Genomic DNA, 18,369 nt, shown 5'->3' with positions numbered 1-18,369 from the left:
AGGAGCGGCACATGAGCACCCTCGCCAACCAGCTGGTCCTGGCCGAGCGGCAGGACATAGCCCGAGGCATCAGACTGCTCCTCGGCCTACCGCTGATCACCGAGCGCGGTGACCCGCCCGCCTTCGAGCTGATCCGCCGCCGCCAGGACCCGCTGACGAAGTGGTTCGACTACAACTGCGGCTGGCAGCTGGTGGTGGAGCCGCGTCTGGGGTACGCGCGCCTGCTCAAGATCCGGGAGGTGCCCGACGCCTCGCGCCCCGCCCGTCGGCTGCGGTCCGGCAAGGCCCCGTTCGACCGCCGCCGCTACACGCTGCTGTGCGTCGTCGCGGCCGAGCTGCTTCCGGTCCCGGTCACGACGGTCGGCCTGCTCGCCGACCGGGTCGTCCACGCCTGTGCCACCGACGAGGCACTGCCGCCCTTCGACACGGCGGGCAAGTCCGAGCGCATGGCGTTCGTGGACGTGCTCAAGCTGTTGGAGGCCTACGGCGCGCTCCTCACCGTGGACGGCGTCACGGAGAGCTTCGTCGACTCGGCGCAGGCCAAGGTCCTCTACCGAGTGGACGCCACCGTCCTGATGCGCCTGCTCGCCGCGCCCGTCGGCCCGTCCCGGCTGGCCGTTGCGGCGCAGGACGTGCCGCTGCGCTTCGAAGAACTCCTGCGGGGCACGGTGCGCGAGAGCCGGTACGGCGGGGCCGACGCCTCCGACGCGCAGCGCAACCTCCGGCTGCGGCACTCGGTGCTCCGGCGCCTCCTCGACGATCCCGTCCTGCACCACGACGAACTCGGCGCCGACGAACTGGCCTACCTGGCCTCGCCGACGGGGCGCCAGATCGTCAGGCGCGCCGCCGAGCAGGGCGGCTTCGTGCTGGAGGAACGGGCTGACGGCCTGCTGTTCGTGGACCCGGAGGCCATCGCCACCGACAGCCGCTTCCCGGACGACTCCGCGACGGCCCGCGTCGCCGCCCTGCTCCTGCTGGAACCGCTGACGGCCGCCCCGGACGGGCTGACACCGGAACAGCTCGAGGCCGAGGCGAACACGCTGCTGCGGCGCTTCCCGCGGTGGGCGAAGGGCTACCAGTCCGAGGACGGCGCCCAGCGGCTCACGGCCGATGCCCTTCGTGTCCTCGACGACTTCGGCCTGGCCCGCCGGATCGGCGACCGCACCGTTTCCCGGCCCGCGGCGTTCCGGTACCGGACCACCGTGACCGACGGTCCCGCAACCTGACCAGGGAAGACCTCCGATGACCGTGACACAGCCACCGCAGCGCCCCGCGTCCCCGACGACGGCCGCAGCCGCGCGATGGCGGCCCTCCAGGGCCGGCATCCTCAATGTCTGGCGCTACTACGACGAGACCTTCACCTTCCACAAGGGGCGGCTGCTCCTGCGGGGGCAGAACGGCACCGGCAAGTCGAAGGCACTGGAGGTGCTCCTGCCGTTCCTGTTCGACGCGAGCCTTCGACCCAACCGGCTGTCCACCTTCGGCGGCTCCGAGCGCACCATGCACTGGAACCTGATGGGGGAGGGCGCCACGGGCAAGACCCGCGTCGGGTACGTGTGGCTGGAGTTCGTCCGTGACGACGAAGGCGGTGACGGCGATCCCGGGTGGTTCACCTGCGGCGCCAGGCTCCAGGCCAGCACGCACACCACCGGTGTCACCGTCGACTACTTCACCACCGGCGCGCGGATCGACCGCCCCGGAGGTCTCTCCCTGGTCAACGACGCGGGCCAGCCGCTCACCCGCGCCGCCCTGGCCGATGCCCTGCACGGCCAGGGCGAGTTGCACGGGTCACCCACCGACTACCGCAGCACGGTCCGCGGCACGCTCTTCCCGGGGCTGAGCGAGCAGCGCTTCGACGCCCTGATCACCGCGCTGCTCCAGCTCCGCACCCCCAAGCTCTCGGAGCGCCTGGATCCGTCGCTGCTGTCCTCGCTGCTCTCGCGGGCGCTGCCCCCGCTCGGCCAGGGCGAGATCACCGAACTGGCCGAGGGCTTCGAGCGCCTCGACCGCCAGCGCGAGCACCTGAAGGCACTGGACGACGAGGTAGCCGCGGCCACCGCCGTCGCGAACCAGCAACGCGGCTACGCCCAGCGCGTCCTGCGTGCCGGAGCGGCCGGTCTCATCTCCGCGACGACCGAGATGGACAACCTCGCCCGCGTCGCGAGGGAAAGCGGGGAGGCGCACGCGGGAGCCGTGCGTGAGCGCGACGAGAGCAACCGGACGCAACAGGAACTCGAACACGGGCGGCAGGAGATCGAGGGCGCCATCGAGGGGCTGCTCGACTCCGAGGTCTACCGGCAGGGGCAGGAGCTCGACCAGCTCCGTCGTAGGAGCGAGCAGGCCGACCAGACCGCCGCCCGGGCCCGTACCGCCGCCGACCGGAAGGTTCGGGCGGCCGACGAGGACGCGGGGCGCGCCGACGACGCGCGGCTGCGTTCCGACCAGCGGGCCGAGCACACCCGGGCCGCTCGCGAGGAGGCACGTGGCGCGGCGCGGCGAGCAGCCATGGAGTCCGTCTGCGCCGAGGTGCAGACGGTGCTCGGCACCGCACCGGGTCCGTCGGGGGAGAACGAGGGGCAGGGGCGTACGGCGCGCCGTCTGCTGCGCGGTGCGGTCGTCTCGCGGCACTACCAGATCGCCGACGTCCGAGCCGCCGTCGAGCGCCACGAGCGGTCCCTCGCGGGCCGGACGACGGCGGAGCGGCACCTCGATTCGGCGCGCGAACGACTGACCGGGGCGACCGCGAAGCGCGAGGGGAACGCCCGCGCCCACCAGGCCGCCGTCGACGCCCACGCCGTCCTGTTGCGCCGTTGGGCGAGGGAGGACTGCGCGGAACTCCCGATCGACGACGCCGAGGAACTCGCGTCCCGTGCCGCCGTCGAGACCGATGTCCTCGTGTTGGTCGAAGCCGCGGCCCGGGCGGCGGAGAGCTCCATCACCGCCGACGAGACGACCGCCCGCGCCGGCCGGGACGACGCCCGCGCCGGGCGTGACCGGGTCCTCCGGGAACTGGAACGCATCGCGGCCGCGGCCGATCTCCCGCCGGTGCCACCACGGACTCGCACGGCCGACCGGTCGGTCCTGCCGGGGGCGCCACTGTGGCGTCTGCTGGCCTTCCGGCCGGATGTTCCGCCCGCCGACCAGGCCGGCATCGAAGCGGCCCTCGAAGCGGCCGGCCTGCTCGACGCCTGGATGACCCCCGACGGCGGTCTCGTCGTCGCAGGGCACGACGTCCTGGCCGATCCGGCAGCGGCCGCGCCCGCACCGGGCCCCTCGCTGCTCGACGTCCTGGCTCCGGAACCCGACGGCCCGGTGTCGCCCGCCCGGGTGCGGCGGCTGCTCGCCGGTATCGCCCACGGCCCCGCACTGACGACGGACCACCCGGCCGTCGTGGGCGCCGACGGAAGCTGGCGGCTGGCGATGGCGGTCGGCTCCTGGGCCAAGGAGGAGTCCAGCCACATCGGCGCCGCGGCCCGGGAACGCGCCCGGCAGCGGCGGATCGCGGAACTCACCACCGAACTGGCCGAGGCCGACACCGCCGTCGTCGGCTACGAGACGCGGCTGCACGCCCTCGCCGACCGCCGGACGCGCCTCGAAGCCGACCTCCGCTCCCGGCCGCACCACCGGGAGGTGGAGGAGGCCAAGGGCGTCTGGGACCGGGCCGAGTCCGAGGTGGGCGCTCGGGAGGACGCCGTGCGGGAGGCCGTCGAACAGCTCGCGCGGCAGGAGAAGGCGGTCGCGGACGCGCTGCGCGCACTCGCCGTCGCCTCTGCCGAGCATGCCCTGCCGACCGAACGCGCCGCCCTGGACAAGACCGCCGCGGCCGTCGAAGCGCTGCGCGAACAGGCCGACGTCTGGCTCGACGCCCATCTCGCCTGGACAGCCGCCCACCAGGCCTGGCACTCCGCGCGCGGCCATGCCGAGGCATCGAGGGGGGCTGCGACCGAGGGCCTGGCGGAGGCCGAGACCGCCGAGGCCGCCGCCCGTGGGCTCCGCTCCACGCTCCGGGCGGTCGAGAGCACCGTCGGTGCGGACTACCGCGAAGTGGCCGCCCGCATCAGTGACTTCCGGAAGTCCCTCGACCGCGTTCGCCGCGACCTCGAATCCGGGACCCAGGCACTTCTCACGCTCGAAGGCCGCATCGGCGCGCTCGGCGCCACCGCGGCCCAGGACGAGGCCCTGCGCGACAGGGCCGTCGAGGCCCGGAACGAGGCCGCCCATGGCTTCCGGCGCCTGTGCGTCCTCGGATTCCCCGAGGACGCGGGCCTCGGGCTCGTCCTCACCTCCGTGGACGGCACCCGCGCCACCCTCGAAGCGGCGCGCGAGACCGCTGCCGCGTGGCCCAACCTGCCGCACGGCGCCAGGAACCTCGGTGACTCCCTGAACCGTCTCTCCGAGGCCGTCCACCGAGCCCGCCAGAGCCTCAGCAGCCGCGCCGACCTCGAACTCGAAGCGGAGGAGGACGTCCAGGTCCTCACCGCCACCGTCGACGGCATCCGGGTCGGCGCGACCGGCCTCCTCGCCATCCTCACCGGTGAGCGCGACCGCGGCCAGGACGACATCACCGCGGCCGAACGCGGCCTCTTCGACCGGACCCTCACCGGCGACACGCGCCGCCACCTCGCCTCCCGGATCCGTCAGGCCGGTGAACTCGTCGAGCGGATGAACGGCCACCTCGAAGGGATCCGCACTGCCTCGCGGGTGGCCGTCCGTCTGGTGTGGCAGATCCACCCCGACCTGCCCGCCGGTACCCGGACGGCCCGTGAGCTGCTGCTCAAGGACCCGGCGCGGATCACCGAAGCCGACCGTGAGGCCCTCCACGCCTTCTTCCGGGGCCGGATCGAGGAAGCGAAGACCCGCAACACCGCGGCGACCTGGGAGGAGCAGCTCGCCGAGGTCCTCGACTACACGGCCTGGCACCAGTTCGTCGTCAAACTGGACCGCGCCAACGGCTCCGGGTGGCAGCTGCTCACCAAGAAGCTCCACGGCGCGCTCTCGGGCGGCGAGAAGGCCATCGCCCTCCACCTGCCGCTGTTCGCCGCCGTGGCCGCCCATTACGAGGCGGTGCCGGAGTCTCCGCGGCTGATCCTGCTCGACGAGGTCTTCGTCGGCGTCGACACCGTCAACCGCGGGCAGGTCTTCGGCCTCCTCGCGGCACTCGACCTCGACCTGGTGCTCACCTCCGACCACGAATGGTGCACCTACCGGGAGCTCTCCGGCATCGCCGTCCACCAGTTGATCACCGGAGGCGACGGCGACGACGCCGTCACCAGTGCCCGTTTCACCTGGACGGGCACCGACCTGTTGCCCGACGAAGCCGACACGGAAGAACCGGCATGACGGACCGCCACCCCCTCGACCTCCCCGAGCTCCGACCCCTGTGGTCGGCCGTTCACGGCCGTCTGTCGACCGGTCGCCCCGTCAGCCGGGTACGGTCCGGACCACTCGACGAGGCGGGCCGGGAGGCACTGGCCGACCTCCTCGGACTCGACCGGCTCCCCGGCGCCGAACCGACGATCCCCCTCGCCGGGCTCGACCGTGCCGTGCTGGACGCCTGCGGCCGACCCGTCCGGGACGTGGTGACCGCGATCCTCGGCCCGATCCACGACCGGGCCGCCGAGCGCCACCACAGGACCGGCCAACGCGAGGCCCTGTGGGCGTGGTTGGCCGGCCACGAGGTGGTCACCGTCCAGCCGGCCCTGCTGGACTGGGTCGGCCACCTGCGGGCCGGCGGCCTCGTCGACGGCTCACCCGAGCGGACCCGGGGCCTCATCGCCGCGGCGCTGACCGTCCTCGCCGCGCTCCCGGCCGGTGGTGAGCCACTACCGGTCCTCGCCGCGCGCCTCCTCGACGGCGACTCCCACGCCCTGGACGACGGGACCCGGCTCTCCTCCCTGGTCCTGCGGGCACTGGCGGTGCTGTACGGCACCGACATGCCCGAAACGGCCGAAGGGCGGCGCGCGCTGTGGAGTCGAGCCGGCGTGGCCGACGACGAGCTGTCGGCCACCGTGCTCGCCGTCGGTCTCCGCCCCGGGGGAGAGGGCCCGGTGGCCGAGATCTCCCGGATCTGCGCCGGAGCGGGCCACCCCGTCAGCCTCACCCTCGCCCAACTGCGCTCACCCGGCGAATTCACCGGTCCCACCGGACCCGTGCACATCACCGAGAACCCCAGCGTGCTCGCCCTGAGCCTGCGCCGCTTCGGCCCCCACTGCCCGCCGCTGGTCTGCACCTCCGGCTGGCCCAACACCGCCGTGATCCACCTGCTGCGCCGACTCGCCGACGACGGTGCGTCCCTGCGCTACCACGGCGACTTCGACGGCGAGGGCGTCCGGATCGCGGCTCACGTCATGGCCAAGACCGGCGCCGCCCCCTGGCGGATGGCGGCCGACGACTACCGGGCCGCCGTGCCACGGGTTCCCTCGGGCCCCGACCCGGGGCGTCTGACGCCCGCACCGTGGGACCGGAGACTCGTCGATTCCATGGCCGAACTGCGCGTCGCAGTGGTCGAGGAAGTGGTCGCGGACCTTCTCCTCGGGGATTTGACCATATATCAAGGCAGTTGAAATGAAAGGCCGTTCGACGATGTGAGCACGGCCGCCGCCGCGTCGCCGGGTCAGGACGTGGCGGCGATCAGATCGTGGGCGATGCGGGTGGCGCCGTCGGCCGGGCGGGGTGGGGCGGCGGGTGGGCGGCCGGGGGGCGTGGTCGGGGGGTGGAGGGCTTCGGTGAGGGCGCGGGCGACGGTGTGGGCGTCGGGGGCGGCGACCACGACGTTGGGGCTGGCGGCGGCTCGTAGGTGGACGCGTTGGTCGTCGAAGTCGCGGATGCCGGGGACGGCGACGGCCGGGACGCCGGAGCGGGCCAGTTCCTGCACGGTGTTGTAGCCGGCGTGGGTGATGGCGGCGTGGGCGTGGCGGTAGACGTCGTAGGCGGGGCCCAGGTACGGGCGGACCCGGACCGGGCCGGGCATGCCGGGCGGGACGAGGACGGCGCCGTCGAAGTGCGGGCCGGTGAGCACCAGGACGTCGACGTCGGTGGCGGCGCGGCGGCGGGCGTACTCGCGGATGCCGTGGAGCGCGGCCGTGAGGAAGCCGGGTGCGTCGTCGTGGCCGCCGCCGCCGGCCACCACGGCGATCCGCAGGGCGGGGGTGTCCTCGGGCCAGGGGGAGCGGTCGTCGAGCAGCGGCCGGACGACGTGGGGCACCCCCAGCACGCGCACCCCGTGGACGGTCTCCGCCCGCCCCGGCTCGCCCAGCAGGTAGATCGTGCCGATGGCGGGCGCGTGGCGGGCCACCCACGCGGGCGGCTCGGGGTGGTTGCGCTGGAAGCGGTGCACGAGGAACTGCGGGCAGCCGAGCAGGGTGGCCCGGTCGTACAACTCCCGTTGCACCGTCACGTCGTGCAGCACCACGTCGTCGGGCCGCAGGACCCGGGCGACCATGACCCGGGCGAGGCCGTGGTCCGCCCGGGGGCCGGTGCCGTGCAGGGGTTCGCCGACCAGGCTGTCGGCGTCGGTGGGCAGGACGGTCTGGGCGAAGCCGTAGTCGTCGATCAGCCGTTGGGCCCGTTCGGTGAGCAGCAGGGAGTCCCGGCCCAGCCCGCGCAGTTCGCTGTGCACGGCGATCTGGCGGGAGACGTGGCCCAGCCCCCGGCCCCAGGTGAAGGAGACCACACGGCCGTTCACGGTGGTCAGCCGCCGATCATCGACATGCTGCGGTCGGGCCGGACGAAGTCCGGGTGGTTGATCTTGTGTCCGGGCCACTTGTGCCACAGCGCCTCGCGGATCAGCCGTTCCAGTTCGGCGTCGTCGGCGCCCGAGCGGAGCGCGGTGCGCAGGTCGGTCTCCTCCAGCGCGAACAGGCAGACGCGGAAGGCCCCTTCGGCCGTGGTCCGCATCCGGTTGCAGCTGTCGCAGAAGGGCTTCGTCACCGAGGGGATGAAGCCCAGGACCCCGGGCGCCCCGTCGGCGAAGCGGAAGGCGGTGGCCGGCTGCGGCGCGTCCTGGGCGACGGGGGTCAGATCGTAGGCCGCGGAGACCGCCGCCAGCGTCTCCGCGGCCGGGACCACCTTCTCCCGCTCCCAGGTGCGCTCCGCGTCCAGCGGCATGTACTCGATGAAGCGCACGTCGTAGCCGCCCTCGCGGGCCAGCCGGGCGAAGTCGACGGCCTCGTCCTCGTTGCTGCCGCGGATCACCACGCAGTTGATCTTGATCGGGTCGAATCCCGCCTCGCGCGCCGCCTCCAGCCCCGCGGTCACCTTGTCGAAGGCGTCCCGGCGGGTCATCTCGGCGTACCGGTGCCTCATCAGGGAGTCGCAGGACACCGTGATGCGGCGCAGCCCCGCTTCCCGCAGGGGGCGGGCCAGCCGGTCCAGCAACAGCCCGTTGGTGGTGATGGAGACGTCCACCCCCTCCAGCGCGCAGACGCGGGCCACGATCTCGGGCAGCTCCCGGCGGACGGTCGGCTCCCCGCCGGTGATCTTGAAGTCGCGCACCCCGAGGGAGTGGAAGAGCCGGGCGAGCCGGTCGATCTCGTCGACGGTGAGCAGCTCCTCCTTCTCCAGCCAGGGCAGCCCCTCGGCCGGCATGCAGTAGGTGCAGCGCAGATTGCACTTGTCGATCACGGAGACGCGCAGGTCGCCGCCGACCCGGCCGAGCGTGTCGATGAGCGGGCCGCTGGTCGGGGCGGGACCCGGGTTGCGCCAGTCAGCCTTGGGCTTGGTCATGTCGGTCGTTCCTTCGAGTGGCGGGGCCGGTGCGCGCCGGGAGCAGCTCCTCGAAGCGCGCCAGCACCTGGTCGGGGTTCATGTCGGAGGTGTCGAGGTGGTGGACGGGGATCCGCGGGGCGAGCTCCTCGGCCACGTCCTCGAAGCACTGGGCCACCAGGGAGACGTAGGAGCTGGTGAACGAGCGCTCCAGGACGCGGTCGCGGCGGCGGAGCCGGCGCATCAGCACGTCGGTGCGGGCGGTCAGGTGCACCACCGCCTCGGGTGGCGGCAGCGCGGAGGTGATCAGGTGGTGGTAGCGGTAGTACGTCTCGTACTGCCGGGCATCCAGGGCACCGCTCAGCCGGAGCGCCTTGGCGTAGGCCAGGGAGCTGTGCACGTCCTGGTCCATGACGCCGGTCTCGTCGGTGCGGAGGTTCTGCAGGACCCGCAGCAGCAGGGTCTCCATCTGGCAGAAGAACCCCGAGGTGTCGTCGCCGCGCAGGTAGCGGGTCAGGTAGTTGTCCGGACCCCGGCCCCGGCCCTGGTTCCGGTTCACCGGGACGATGTCCCGCACGTGCTCGGTGCCCGGAGCACGGGCGGTGTGCCGCCTCAGCAGCGTGCTCTTGCCGACGGCGGGCGGGCCGATGACCACCACGCGGGACGCTCCATCCTGGCGCCACAGGGCGGGGACGGGGTCGATCAGCCGCCGGGCCTCGGTCTCGATCTCGGCGAGGGTCCGGGCCTCCGCTCTCCGGGTCTCCCCGTCCGTGACGGTGGCGGGTCGGGAGCGCCGCAGCTCGCCGAGGCAGTGCGCGGCCACCGGGTCGAGTCCGACCCCATCCCTGGCACCGTCCCTGTCGCCGTCCCCGGTGACGGACTCCAGCGGGATCCAGCGGAGCTCCGGGCCGGGTGCGGCACGGCGGGTGGCGCCTGCCCAGTGGTGGGTGAACACCCTCAGGTCGTGGGGCACTTCGCTGTGAGGGCCGGTCGGGAGGTGGAGTTCGGTGAGGTAGTGCAGCCGGGCCGCGGCCACCCGCTGCCGGCAGGCGCGGCGGGCCACCTCCGCGGCGGCCTCCCGGGCCGTACTCCCCGGTGGCACGACGGCCCACGGCAGGCCGGCCCGCCCGTCGACCGACCGCGGCTCGGTGAGCAGGACCCGACCCTGGGCGTCGAGGACGACGCACGCGGCGCGAAGGTGGTCCGGGCGGTGCCGGGGCGGCAGTTCGGTGAGCATCACGGTCCTCGCGGTCGGAAGGAGCTTCGGAAGCTGTGGGGGCGGACGGAAACTGCCGGGGTCAGGCGCTGCCGCTCTCCGGGTACCCCCGGCGCGCCAGTTCGGCCAGGGCGAGCAGGGCGACGCGTTCCGCGAAGGCGACCGGATCGACCGCCCGTCCCGCCTTCCTGACGGTCTCCCGGGGCGGCAGCAGCCAGGAGAACCGCACATCGCCGCCGAGCAGCGCGTGCAGGACGGCCTCCTGCGGCGTCGGCGGGCAGGGCGGCGCCGCCCACACCCGGAACTCGGGCTGCCGCGCCGCCGTGCCGTCCGGGTCCGGCTGTTCCGGGTCGGGGGCCGCCTCGATCAGGCCGTGCAGCCGGCACCCGGGCGACTCCCGCAGGACCAGGGCCCGCCGGTCACCCGGCGGCCCCTCGGGCGGGGGCACGCCGAGCCACCAGTCGCGCTCGGCCCTCCCCGGGGCGACCGGCAGGGGAGCGTCCGGGCCGAGCAGCTCACCGTCCCACCCCCGGCGGGCCAGATCGGCGCGGAGCCGGTCGACCGAGACGGGGAACAGGGAAGCCGCGCGCCACCGGGGCACCCGCACCCCGGCGGGAAGCGCCGTCGACACCCGCCAACGGCGGACAGGGGAGCGCTCGATGTTCGTCAGCAGCTGCCGGTAGGAGGCGTCCGGGAACCGCACCCCGCCGCCGAGATGGGGCTGGGCCTCCACCAGACTCGCGAGCACGAGCAGTCCGACACCGTCGTCCGGACCGTGCGAGAACGAGAACGGGGACGCGGAGCTGGGTGCGGGCGCGGTTGCGGGTGTGGGGGCCGGCCACTCGGCGCGCCCGAGGACGCCGAGGTAGTGCACCCGGCCGGCGTCGGTGAACGTCCCGGACGCGACGGACGGGTCCTCGCCGCGCGCCAGGCAGCGGGCGACGCGCGGCCAGAAGCGAGGCGGTTCCGGCGCGGAGGGAAGCGGCTGGGCCGGGAGGGCCGGGGGAAGGACGCGGGCCCGCGCCGCGGCGGGCGGGCGCACCGGGCGGTCCTGGAGCCGGGCATCGAGCTCGCGGTCCAGCTCCACCAGCGCCGAGCCGAGCCGCGCGCGCAGCAGGAGGGCGAACAGGCCGATCCCGGACAGCACCACCACCCCGCCGGCGGGGACCGGGTCGTGACGGCTGGTGACGACGGCCGGGCAGGCGTCGGGATCGGCCGCCAGACCGGGCCGCACCTCGCGCAGCCGCCCGCCGTACTGCGCGGCGGAGTAGCCGAGCCGGCCGTCGAGCAGGTCGTCCAGATCGCTGGCGGAGACCGCCACCTCGATGTCCGGCACGCTCTCCGGCGGCAGCGGGGACAGCGTGCCGTCGACCTCCAGCCGTACGGCCCGCTCCGCCAGGGGTTCGGCGTCGGCGCCCACCATGACGAGGCGGTAGGCAGTGGCGCGCAGCCGTCCGGGGGCGGCCGCGGCGAGCTCGGTGAGGGCGGGCACCGGCACGGCTTCGGCGCCCGCCCCGGGGGCTCCACCGAGCAAGCGGTCCAAGGCCGCACCGGCCGCACCGGCCGCGCCGTCCGCCGCGCCGTCAGTGTTCGCCGCGTCCGCCCGCCGCTCCGCCGCCAGCGGACCGATCCAGCTCCCCGGGCGGTAGCTGCGGTCGCGCGGCTCGTCCGTGGCCCGCACCCAGCCGACGGCGGACGCCTCCCACCGCACGGTCCCGCCCGCCACGGTGAGCCGGTCCCCCGGGCCGGGGCGCAGCACCCGGCGCTCCGGGTCGTCCGCGCGCAGCGCCCGGTCGACCAGGCGGGGCGGCACCGGGAACTTGTGCCCGTTGAGCCAGGCCGCGTCGCCCAGCCCGTACTGCCCCTCGGGCAGCGGGACCACGTGCCCGGGGCGGACCCGCGCCATCAGTGCGGTCAGCGGATCGGACCAGGCCGCGTCCGCTCCGGGCGGGACGCCCTCCACGCTGCGGGTCTCCTCGATCGGCTGGCAGGGGGTCAGCAGGACGTCCGGCGGTGGTCCGTCGGCGAGCAGCCGCTCCACCCACGCGGGGGTGACCAGGCTGTCGACCATGTGCCAGACGAAGGCGTCCCGGGTGCGGAGCGAGAGTCCGTGTTCGGGGACGGCCGTCGTCGAGGGCGTCCAGGTCAGTTCGACCCCCGGGCACGGGCTGAGCACCGTCCAGTCGCGCACCACGCAGGTGTCGCGGAAGCCGAGCCGGCGGAGGGCGTGCGCGATCCTCGGGTCGTCGGGGTGCAGGACCGGCAGTGCCCGGTCGAGACGGGCCAGGGAGGCGGGGTCGAAGTGGTCGCGGTGGGAGTGGGAGATCCACACCGCGTCGGGCCGGGGCAGCGCCTCCGGCCGGACCCTCCGGGCCGGGGCGAAGCCGAGGAGGCCGCCGCGGTAGCTGTCGTGCAGGTGGGGGTCGCACAGCAGGGTGAAGGCGTCCGCCCGGATCAGGACCGTCGCGTGTCCGCCGAGCTCTAGCGCGACTGGCATGCGGCCCTCTTCAGTCTGGTGGCCAGGCCGCGGAAGGCGCGCCCCCGGCAGTACAGCCGGGCCTTCTCCGCCGCGGTCATCTGGCCGAGCGTGCGGCCGTCGCCGTCGTCGGGCACGAACACGGTGTCGTAGCCGAACCCGTGGTCGCCCAGACAGTGCTCGGTGATCCACCCGCGGGCGGTCCCCTCGCTGACCACCCTCCGCCCGTCCGGGTAACAGAGCAGCGCCACGGTGCGCACGAGGGCTCCACGCCGCGGGGCGGCGACGCCCGCCATCTCGGCGAGCACCTTGGCCACGTTCGCCGCCTCGCCCGCGCCCTCACCGGCGTAGCGGGCCGAGAGCAGCCCCGGAGCGCGTCCCAGGGCGTCCACCTCCATCACGGTGTCGTCGGCCACGGCGGGCAGGCCGGTCGCGAGGGCCGCGGCCGAGGCCTTGAGGAAGGCGTTCTCCTCGACCGTCGTCCCGTCCTCGACGACCTCGGGAAGCCACCCGGGCCTCGGCGTCAAGTCCAGTACCCCGGCCAGCAGTTCGATGATCTCGGCGGCCTTGCGGGGATTGCCGGTCGCCAGGACGGCCCGCATCACGCGCGCGTCCCGTCCGCTCGCGCGGGCCGCGCCGGGGAGTCTGCCCGGAGGGGCCGCGCCGGGGAGTCCGTCCGCGCGGGCCGTGCCGGCGTGCCCGTCCGCCCCGGCAGCGTCTCGGGTTCCGACCGGCTGTGGCCCATCGCCAGGTAGCCGCCGTCGACCGGCAGGTCGGCGCCGGTGATGAATGACGCGCCGGGTCCGCAGAGGAACAGCACCGCGGCCGCGACCTCCTCCGGCTGCCCCACCCGCCGCAGGATGTGGTGGTCGCCGAGCACGGGCCCCCAGCGGGCCCGGTCGCCGCCGGTCATCCGGTCCGTCTCCGGAGTCCAGATCAGGCCCGGCGAGACGCTGTTGACCCGGATGCCGTCGTCGGCCAGATCGAGCGCCTGGCAGCGGGTCAGCGCGAGCAGCGCTCCCTTGCCCGCGCTGTACGTCCACTGGCCGGGCTGGGCGATGTGTCCCGAGACCGAGGCGACGTTGACCACCGAGGCCCCGCGCGCCGCGCGCAGCAGGGGCGCCAGGGCCGACGTCATCAGGGCGCTGCCCTTGACGTTCACGCTCAGGCTCCGGTCCCAGTCCGCCGGTCCCGCGCCCTCGCCGAGGGCCAGGAAGTCCGCCGCGCAGTTGACGAGCGCCCGGACCGGCCGCCCGGTCGCCGCGGCCGCCCGTGCGGCCTCCCGGCAGTCCGGGTCGCGCGCGATGTCGCCCACCACCACGGAGGCCGCCGGGGCGAGTTCGCCCGCGACGCGCCGCAGCCCGTCGGCGTCCCGGTCCACCAGGACGGCGTGGGCCCCGGCGTCGACGAAGGCGTGGGCCACGGCACGACCGATGCCCGACGCGCTTCCGGTGATCACGCAGGTCGTGCCCGCGAGGTCCCGGTGGGCTGGGGGGAGGGTCTTCGCGGGGTCGGGGTGGGGCGCCATGTCCCGCCTCCTCGGCTTGGAGCGACAGCGAACCAGTCTCCGGACGAACGGCTTGCCTGTGACTTATGGTGCACGTGGTGATACGCGCCGCAACCCCGCACGTTCCCTGCTCCGACCTCCCGACCCCGCCCCGCCCCCTCGACCGCCCGAGGCCAGCCGCCAGCCGGAGGAGCGCCCTTGCCCCCGCCCGCAACGCCCGTGACGCCCGGATTCCCGGCGCCGCCCGAGGACCGCCGGCTGTCGCCGCACACCGGCTGGACACGAGCCCATTGGGAGGCCGTCGCCGACCGTCTGCTGGACGCCCTGCCGCCCTTCACCCGCCCGGACGGGGCCGCGGTGACGCCACCCGGTCCGCCGAGCTGGTCCGGCCCGCAGGTCGACGGCCTGGAGGGCTTCGCCCGTGCTTTCCTGCTGCTCGCCGTCCGACTGGCCGGCGCCGAGGGCGCGGACCCGGCCGGCCGCACCGAGCACTGGGCGCGCGGCCTGGCCGCCGGCGCCCGCCGGGACGGCCCCGGGGGCTGGCCGGACATCACCGACTGCTCCCAGCAGATCGTGGAGGCGGCGTCCATCGCGGTCGGGCTGCACCTGTCCCGGCCCTGGCTCTGGGACCGGCTGCCCCCGACCGCACAGGCGGACCTGGCCGACTGGTTCTCCCAGGCGGTCGGCCGCCGCACCCGGGACAACAACCACGTGCTCTTCCGGGTCGTCGTGGAGGAGTTCCTCGACTCCGTGGGCGCCCTCGGCGACCGCACCGGGATCGAGGCCGGACTCGACCGCGTCGACGAGTGGTACCGAGGCGACGGCTGGTACCAGGACGGCCCGACCCGGCGCGGCGACTACCGGGACCACCGCGACGGGAAGATCCACCAGGGGGAGTCGACCTACGAGGCCGGAGAGCGCTTCGACTACTACAACGCCTGGGGCTTCCACTACTACACGCTGCTCTGGAGCCGGATGGCCGGGCCCCGGGCCGGCGCCCGCGCCGCCGTCTACCGGCAGCGCCTGCACGCCTACCTGGCTCAGTACGTCCACCTCTTCGGCGGGGACGGAGCGCCCGTGCACCACGGACGCTCGCTCTCCTATCGGTTCGCCTGCCTCGCCCCGCTGTGGCTCGGAGCCCTGGAGGCCTCGACGCCGCTGCCACCGGGCCTCACCCGCCGGCTCGCGAGCGCGACGCTGAGCCACTTCGTCCGCAACGGGGCGCCCGACGCGCGGGGGCTGCTGCCACTGGGCTGGTACGGGGAGTTCCGGCCGTCCGCCCAGGCCTACAGCGGCCCCGGCTCGCCGTACGCCGCGGGCAAGGGATTCCTCGGCCTGCTGCTCCCCGCGGACCACCCCGTCTGGACGGCCCCCGAGGAGGAGCTGCCGGTCGAGCGCGCCGGTCGCCCGACGGCGCTCCCGGTGCCCGGCTTCCTCGTCCACGGCACCCGCGAGGACGGCCTGGTCCGGCTGCTCAACCACGGGAGCCACTACCTGGTCGCACCGCCGGGCGCGCGCCGCGACGACCCGCACTACGCGAAGTTCGCCTATTCCACCCGAACCGGCCCGGAGGTCGGCGGCGCCGCCCTGGAGCAGCGCCTCGACAACCACATCGCCGTCGTCTCGCCGGGCGGGCAGGTCTCCCGGCGCGAGCGCATCCACCGGGTCGCCGTCACCGACCACTACGCCGCGTCCTGGCACCGGCCCCGGATGGACGGGGACGCGCTGCCGGCCGCCTGCCGCATCGACAGCGTGTCCGTCGTGATCGGCGCCTGGGAGGTGCGGGTCCACCGGGTGGTCGCGCCCGTCGGGTACACGGTCCGCGAAGGCGGCTACGCACTCGCGGACCGGGACCGGCTGCGGGCCGGCGTCAGCGGCACCCACGCCACGGTGCGACGCGGCGACGGGCTGGTGAGCGCCATCGCCGGGCTGTACGGGTGGACCGCGGCGCACGTCCGGCACGGGCAGGGCTCGAACGCCTTCGGGCCCTACTCCGCCGTGCCGTACTGCTCGGCCGTCCCCACCGCCCCCTCGGTGCCGGACCCGGACCCGGACCCGGCGACGGCGACGGCGCCGCTCCGGGAATCGGTCCACGTGTCCGCCGTCCTGCTCACCGCCCGTGGCGGGGATCCCGCCCACGAGCCGCCCCCGCCGGGGTTCTCGGTGGCGGTCGACGGGCCCGTGGTGCGGCTGGACCTTCCGGGCCACGCGTCCTGGGTGGTCAGGCCCGGCGCACCCCGGCCGGTAGCCGGAGGTCCAGGTGTCCTCCGGCCCGCGTGAGATCTTCGCCTCCGGTGCGGCGCACTACGCCCGCTACCAGCCGCGGTACCCGCGGGAACTCTTCGACCTCCTCGGTGAGGACTTCGGGCTGAACGGGACCCAGACGGCCCTCGACCTCGGAAGCGGACCGGGGACCCTCGCCCTCCCGCTGTCCCGGCTGGTCGCCCGGGTCGTCGCCGTGGACCCGGAACCGGGCATGCTCCGGGAGGGGCGGGCGATCGCCGAACGGCGGAACGTCGACAACATCCAGTGGAGACAAGGAGATTCCTCCGACCTGCGGGCGCTGGGCCTTCCTCCGCTGGACCTCTGCGTCATGGGCAGGTCGTTCCACTGGATGTCCCGCGAGCAGGTCCTCGCCGACCTCGACGGCCTCGTCAACCCCCGGGGCGGGGTCGTCCTCGTGGCCACGGAACCGTCCGAGACGGGGTGGTCCCGCGCCGTGGACGAGGTGCGGGACCGGTACCGTACGCTCCCCGGCGGCGCGGGCGACGGCTCCCGTCCGGAGCAGGGGGAGTCGAACCGCGAGATCCTCCGGCGCTCCCCCTTCCCCCGGGTCACGGCCGGGCACTGGACGTACCGCGTCGACCGCACGCTCGACGAGGTCATCGGCCTCCAGTTCTCCCACTCCGCTTTCACCCCCGCCCGGCTCGGCCGCCGGAGGGACGCCTTCGAACGGGACCTGCGGGCGGCGCTGGCCGGCTTCGGCCCGGACGGCCGTTTCGAACAGACCGTCCGCACCGAGGCGTTGACGGCCAGGAGGGAGTGACAAGGCCGCAGGGCACGCTAGTCGAGGCGCGGGAACGGCTCGTCCGGGACGGGCGCGCCGAGGAAGGGGGCGAGCCGTTCGTACCCCTCGCCCCCGACGACGTCGAGGACCAGCAGATCGTCCTTCCGGTCCGCGAAGTACCGTGCCACGTCGGCGACATGGCGCCGGTACACCCGGCGGAACCGCTCCGGGTGGAACGCGTGGCAGCCGTACACCGCGGCCCGCAGGAAGTGCTGGACCTCGCGTTCGAGCCGGACGTCCCTGCCGTCCCCCCGGTCCGGCGCCGGCCGCTCCCAGTGCGTCCGGCAGGACCGCAGCCAGCTCTCCTCCTCGCGGACGGTCAGGACGAACCTGCTGCCCGGCCAGGCGAGATCGAGGTCCTGGTAGTACGGCACGACGGTGATGTCGGTGAGGCCGTCGCGCGATTCGAGCAGCGGGAACCGCGCGCTGCCGGCCACCAGCGTCCGGTGGGTGGCCCGGTCGACCGGGTAGTGGACGACGTCGAATCCCAGCACGCCCAGGGCCGCGGTCAGCGAGCGGGTGCCCGTGCGTGACAGGCCGATGCCGAAGATCTTCGGGGGGTGCGGGAGGTCGTGGCCGTGCCCGGACGGGGCCGGCGGGGACGAGGATGCGCTCACACCGGTACCCAACGACCTCGGATCCTCCGGGGTGCGGGGGCACTCCGGGCCGCCCGGCATCGTGTCGTCCGGGCACCGGCCTCGTTCTAGCGGGTGTGAACGATCCGTCCCGCTCCGCCGCCCGCCGCACCGGTTCCCCCGGGGCCACGGTCTGGCTGACCGGCCTGCCCGGCGCCGGCAAGTCGACCATCGCGCTGGCCCTCGCCGCACAGCTGCGCGCCGAGGCCCACCGGACCGAGGTGCTGGACGGGGACGAGATGCGCGGCCTGATCTCGGACGACCTCGGCTTCTCGCGGGCCGACCGGGACCGCAACGTCCGGCGGGTGGGCGTGGTGGCCGAACTGCTCGCCCGCAACGGCGTCCTCGCGCTGGTGCCCGTCGTCGCCCCGTACGCGCGGGCCCGCGACGCGGTACGCAGGCGGCACGAGCGGTCGGGGACGGCGTACCTGGAGGTCCATGTCGCGGCGCCGGTCGAGGTCTGCGCCCGGCGGGACGTCAAGGGCCTGTACGCACGGCAGCGCGCGGGGCTGCTCACCGGGCTGACCGGCGTGGACGACCCGTACGAGGAACCGGAGCGGCCGGATCTGAGGCTGGACACGGACCGGCAGAGCCCGGCGGAGTCGGTCCTGGCGCTGCGCGCGCTGCTGACCGACCGGGGACTGTGGACGCCGTGACGGTCGACGGGACTCCGGCCGACGGGACTCCGACCGACGGGACTCCGACCGACGGGGCGGACACGGGCGACGGGCCGGACGCGGGCGGCGGGCCGGGCCCGAGCGGTCC

Annotated in this window: 13 protein-coding genes; 6 read left to right on the top strand and 7 right to left on the bottom strand. The window is 74.8% G+C overall.

All coding sequences use genetic code 11. From position 1 onward, the window contains the following. Positions 1–11 precede the first annotated feature (11 nt). Genes ACFRAR_RS15330 through ACFRAR_RS15320 form a run of 3 tightly spaced genes read left to right on the top strand, consistent with a single transcriptional unit; the run spans position 12 to position 6,563 of the window. Positions 12–1,226, top strand: coding sequence for a TIGR02678 family protein (locus ACFRAR_RS15330; protein WP_380698533.1), 1,215 nt, complete (start codon positions 12–14; stop codon positions 1,224–1,226). Between the two features lie 16 nt (positions 1,227–1,242). Continuing rightward, the gene (locus ACFRAR_RS15325; RefSeq protein WP_380698532.1) at positions 1,243–5,340 is read left to right on the top strand and encodes a TIGR02680 family protein; all 4,098 of its coding nucleotides are present in this window, start codon (positions 1,243–1,245) and stop codon (positions 5,338–5,340) included. Further along, the gene (locus ACFRAR_RS15320) at positions 5,337–6,563 is read left to right on the top strand and encodes a TIGR02679 family protein (RefSeq protein WP_380698531.1); all 1,227 of its coding nucleotides are present in this window, start codon (positions 5,337–5,339) and stop codon (positions 6,561–6,563) included. Before ACFRAR_RS15325 ends, ACFRAR_RS15320 begins: the two co-directional genes overlap by 4 nt. Before the next feature lie 50 nt (positions 6,564–6,613). Here ACFRAR_RS15320 and ACFRAR_RS15315 read toward each other — a convergent pair whose 3' ends face one another. From ACFRAR_RS15315 to ACFRAR_RS15290, 6 genes are all read right to left on the bottom strand, one after another. Next, positions 6,614–7,684 (bottom strand): glycosyltransferase, encoded by a 1,071-nt coding sequence (locus ACFRAR_RS15315; protein ID WP_380698530.1) that lies wholly within the window; start codon positions 7,682–7,684, stop codon positions 6,614–6,616. 5 nt (positions 7,685–7,689) lie between these two features. Continuing rightward, the gene (gene moaA / locus ACFRAR_RS15310; protein WP_380698529.1) at positions 7,690–8,724 is read right to left on the bottom strand and encodes a GTP 3',8-cyclase MoaA; all 1,035 of its coding nucleotides are present in this window, start codon (positions 8,722–8,724) and stop codon (positions 7,690–7,692) included. Continuing rightward, positions 8,705–9,940, bottom strand: a complete 1,236-nt coding sequence (locus ACFRAR_RS15305; RefSeq protein ID WP_380698528.1) for a deoxynucleoside kinase — start codon at positions 9,938–9,940, stop codon at positions 8,705–8,707. The genes moaA and ACFRAR_RS15305 overlap by 20 nt, the downstream gene beginning before the upstream one ends. A 61-nt stretch (positions 9,941–10,001) precedes the next feature. After that, positions 10,002–12,416, bottom strand: a complete 2,415-nt coding sequence (locus tag ACFRAR_RS15300; protein ID WP_380698527.1) for an MBL fold metallo-hydrolase — start codon at positions 12,414–12,416, stop codon at positions 10,002–10,004. Then, on the bottom strand, positions 12,401–12,997 hold the full coding sequence (locus ACFRAR_RS15295; RefSeq protein WP_380698569.1) for a non-canonical purine NTP pyrophosphatase: 597 nt from the start codon (positions 12,995–12,997) through the stop codon (positions 12,401–12,403). The genes ACFRAR_RS15300 and ACFRAR_RS15295 overlap by 16 nt, the downstream gene beginning before the upstream one ends. Beyond that, positions 12,997–13,923 carry an SDR family oxidoreductase gene (locus ACFRAR_RS15290; protein WP_380698526.1) on the bottom strand — a complete coding sequence of 309 codons (927 nt, stop codon included), beginning with the start codon at positions 13,921–13,923 and terminating at the stop codon, positions 12,997–12,999. The genes ACFRAR_RS15295 and ACFRAR_RS15290 overlap by 1 nt, the downstream gene beginning before the upstream one ends. A gap of 177 nt (positions 13,924–14,100) precedes the next feature. Here ACFRAR_RS15290 and ACFRAR_RS15285 point away from each other — a divergent pair, with 177 nt between their 5' ends. Both ACFRAR_RS15285 and ACFRAR_RS15280 read left to right on the top strand, forming a co-directional pair. After that, positions 14,101–16,182, top strand: coding sequence for a DUF2264 domain-containing protein (locus ACFRAR_RS15285; RefSeq protein WP_380698525.1), 2,082 nt, complete (start codon positions 14,101–14,103; stop codon positions 16,180–16,182). Further along, positions 16,163–16,948, top strand: a complete 786-nt coding sequence (locus ACFRAR_RS15280) for a class I SAM-dependent methyltransferase (RefSeq protein WP_380698524.1) — start codon at positions 16,163–16,165, stop codon at positions 16,946–16,948. The genes ACFRAR_RS15285 and ACFRAR_RS15280 overlap by 20 nt, the downstream gene beginning before the upstream one ends. A 17-nt stretch (positions 16,949–16,965) precedes the next feature. Here ACFRAR_RS15280 and ACFRAR_RS15275 read toward each other — a convergent pair whose 3' ends face one another. Continuing rightward, entirely contained in the window at positions 16,966–17,586 is a 621-nt protein-coding gene (locus ACFRAR_RS15275; RefSeq protein WP_380698523.1) for a sulfotransferase family protein, read from the bottom strand. Positions 17,587–17,681: 95 nt separating this feature from the next. On the opposite strand from ACFRAR_RS15275, the gene cysC reads away from it, so the two are divergent. Then, positions 17,682–18,260, top strand: a complete 579-nt coding sequence (gene cysC / locus ACFRAR_RS15270) for an adenylyl-sulfate kinase (protein WP_380698522.1) — start codon at positions 17,682–17,684, stop codon at positions 18,258–18,260. Positions 18,261–18,369: the final 109 nt, after the last annotated feature.

The organism is Kitasatospora sp. NPDC056651, from assembly GCF_042792155.1.
Lineage (GTDB): Bacteria > Actinomycetota > Actinomycetes > Streptomycetales > Streptomycetaceae > Kitasatospora.
Note: the sequence above shows the minus strand (reverse complement) of the source record. Positions and strands in the feature narration are given on the sequence as shown.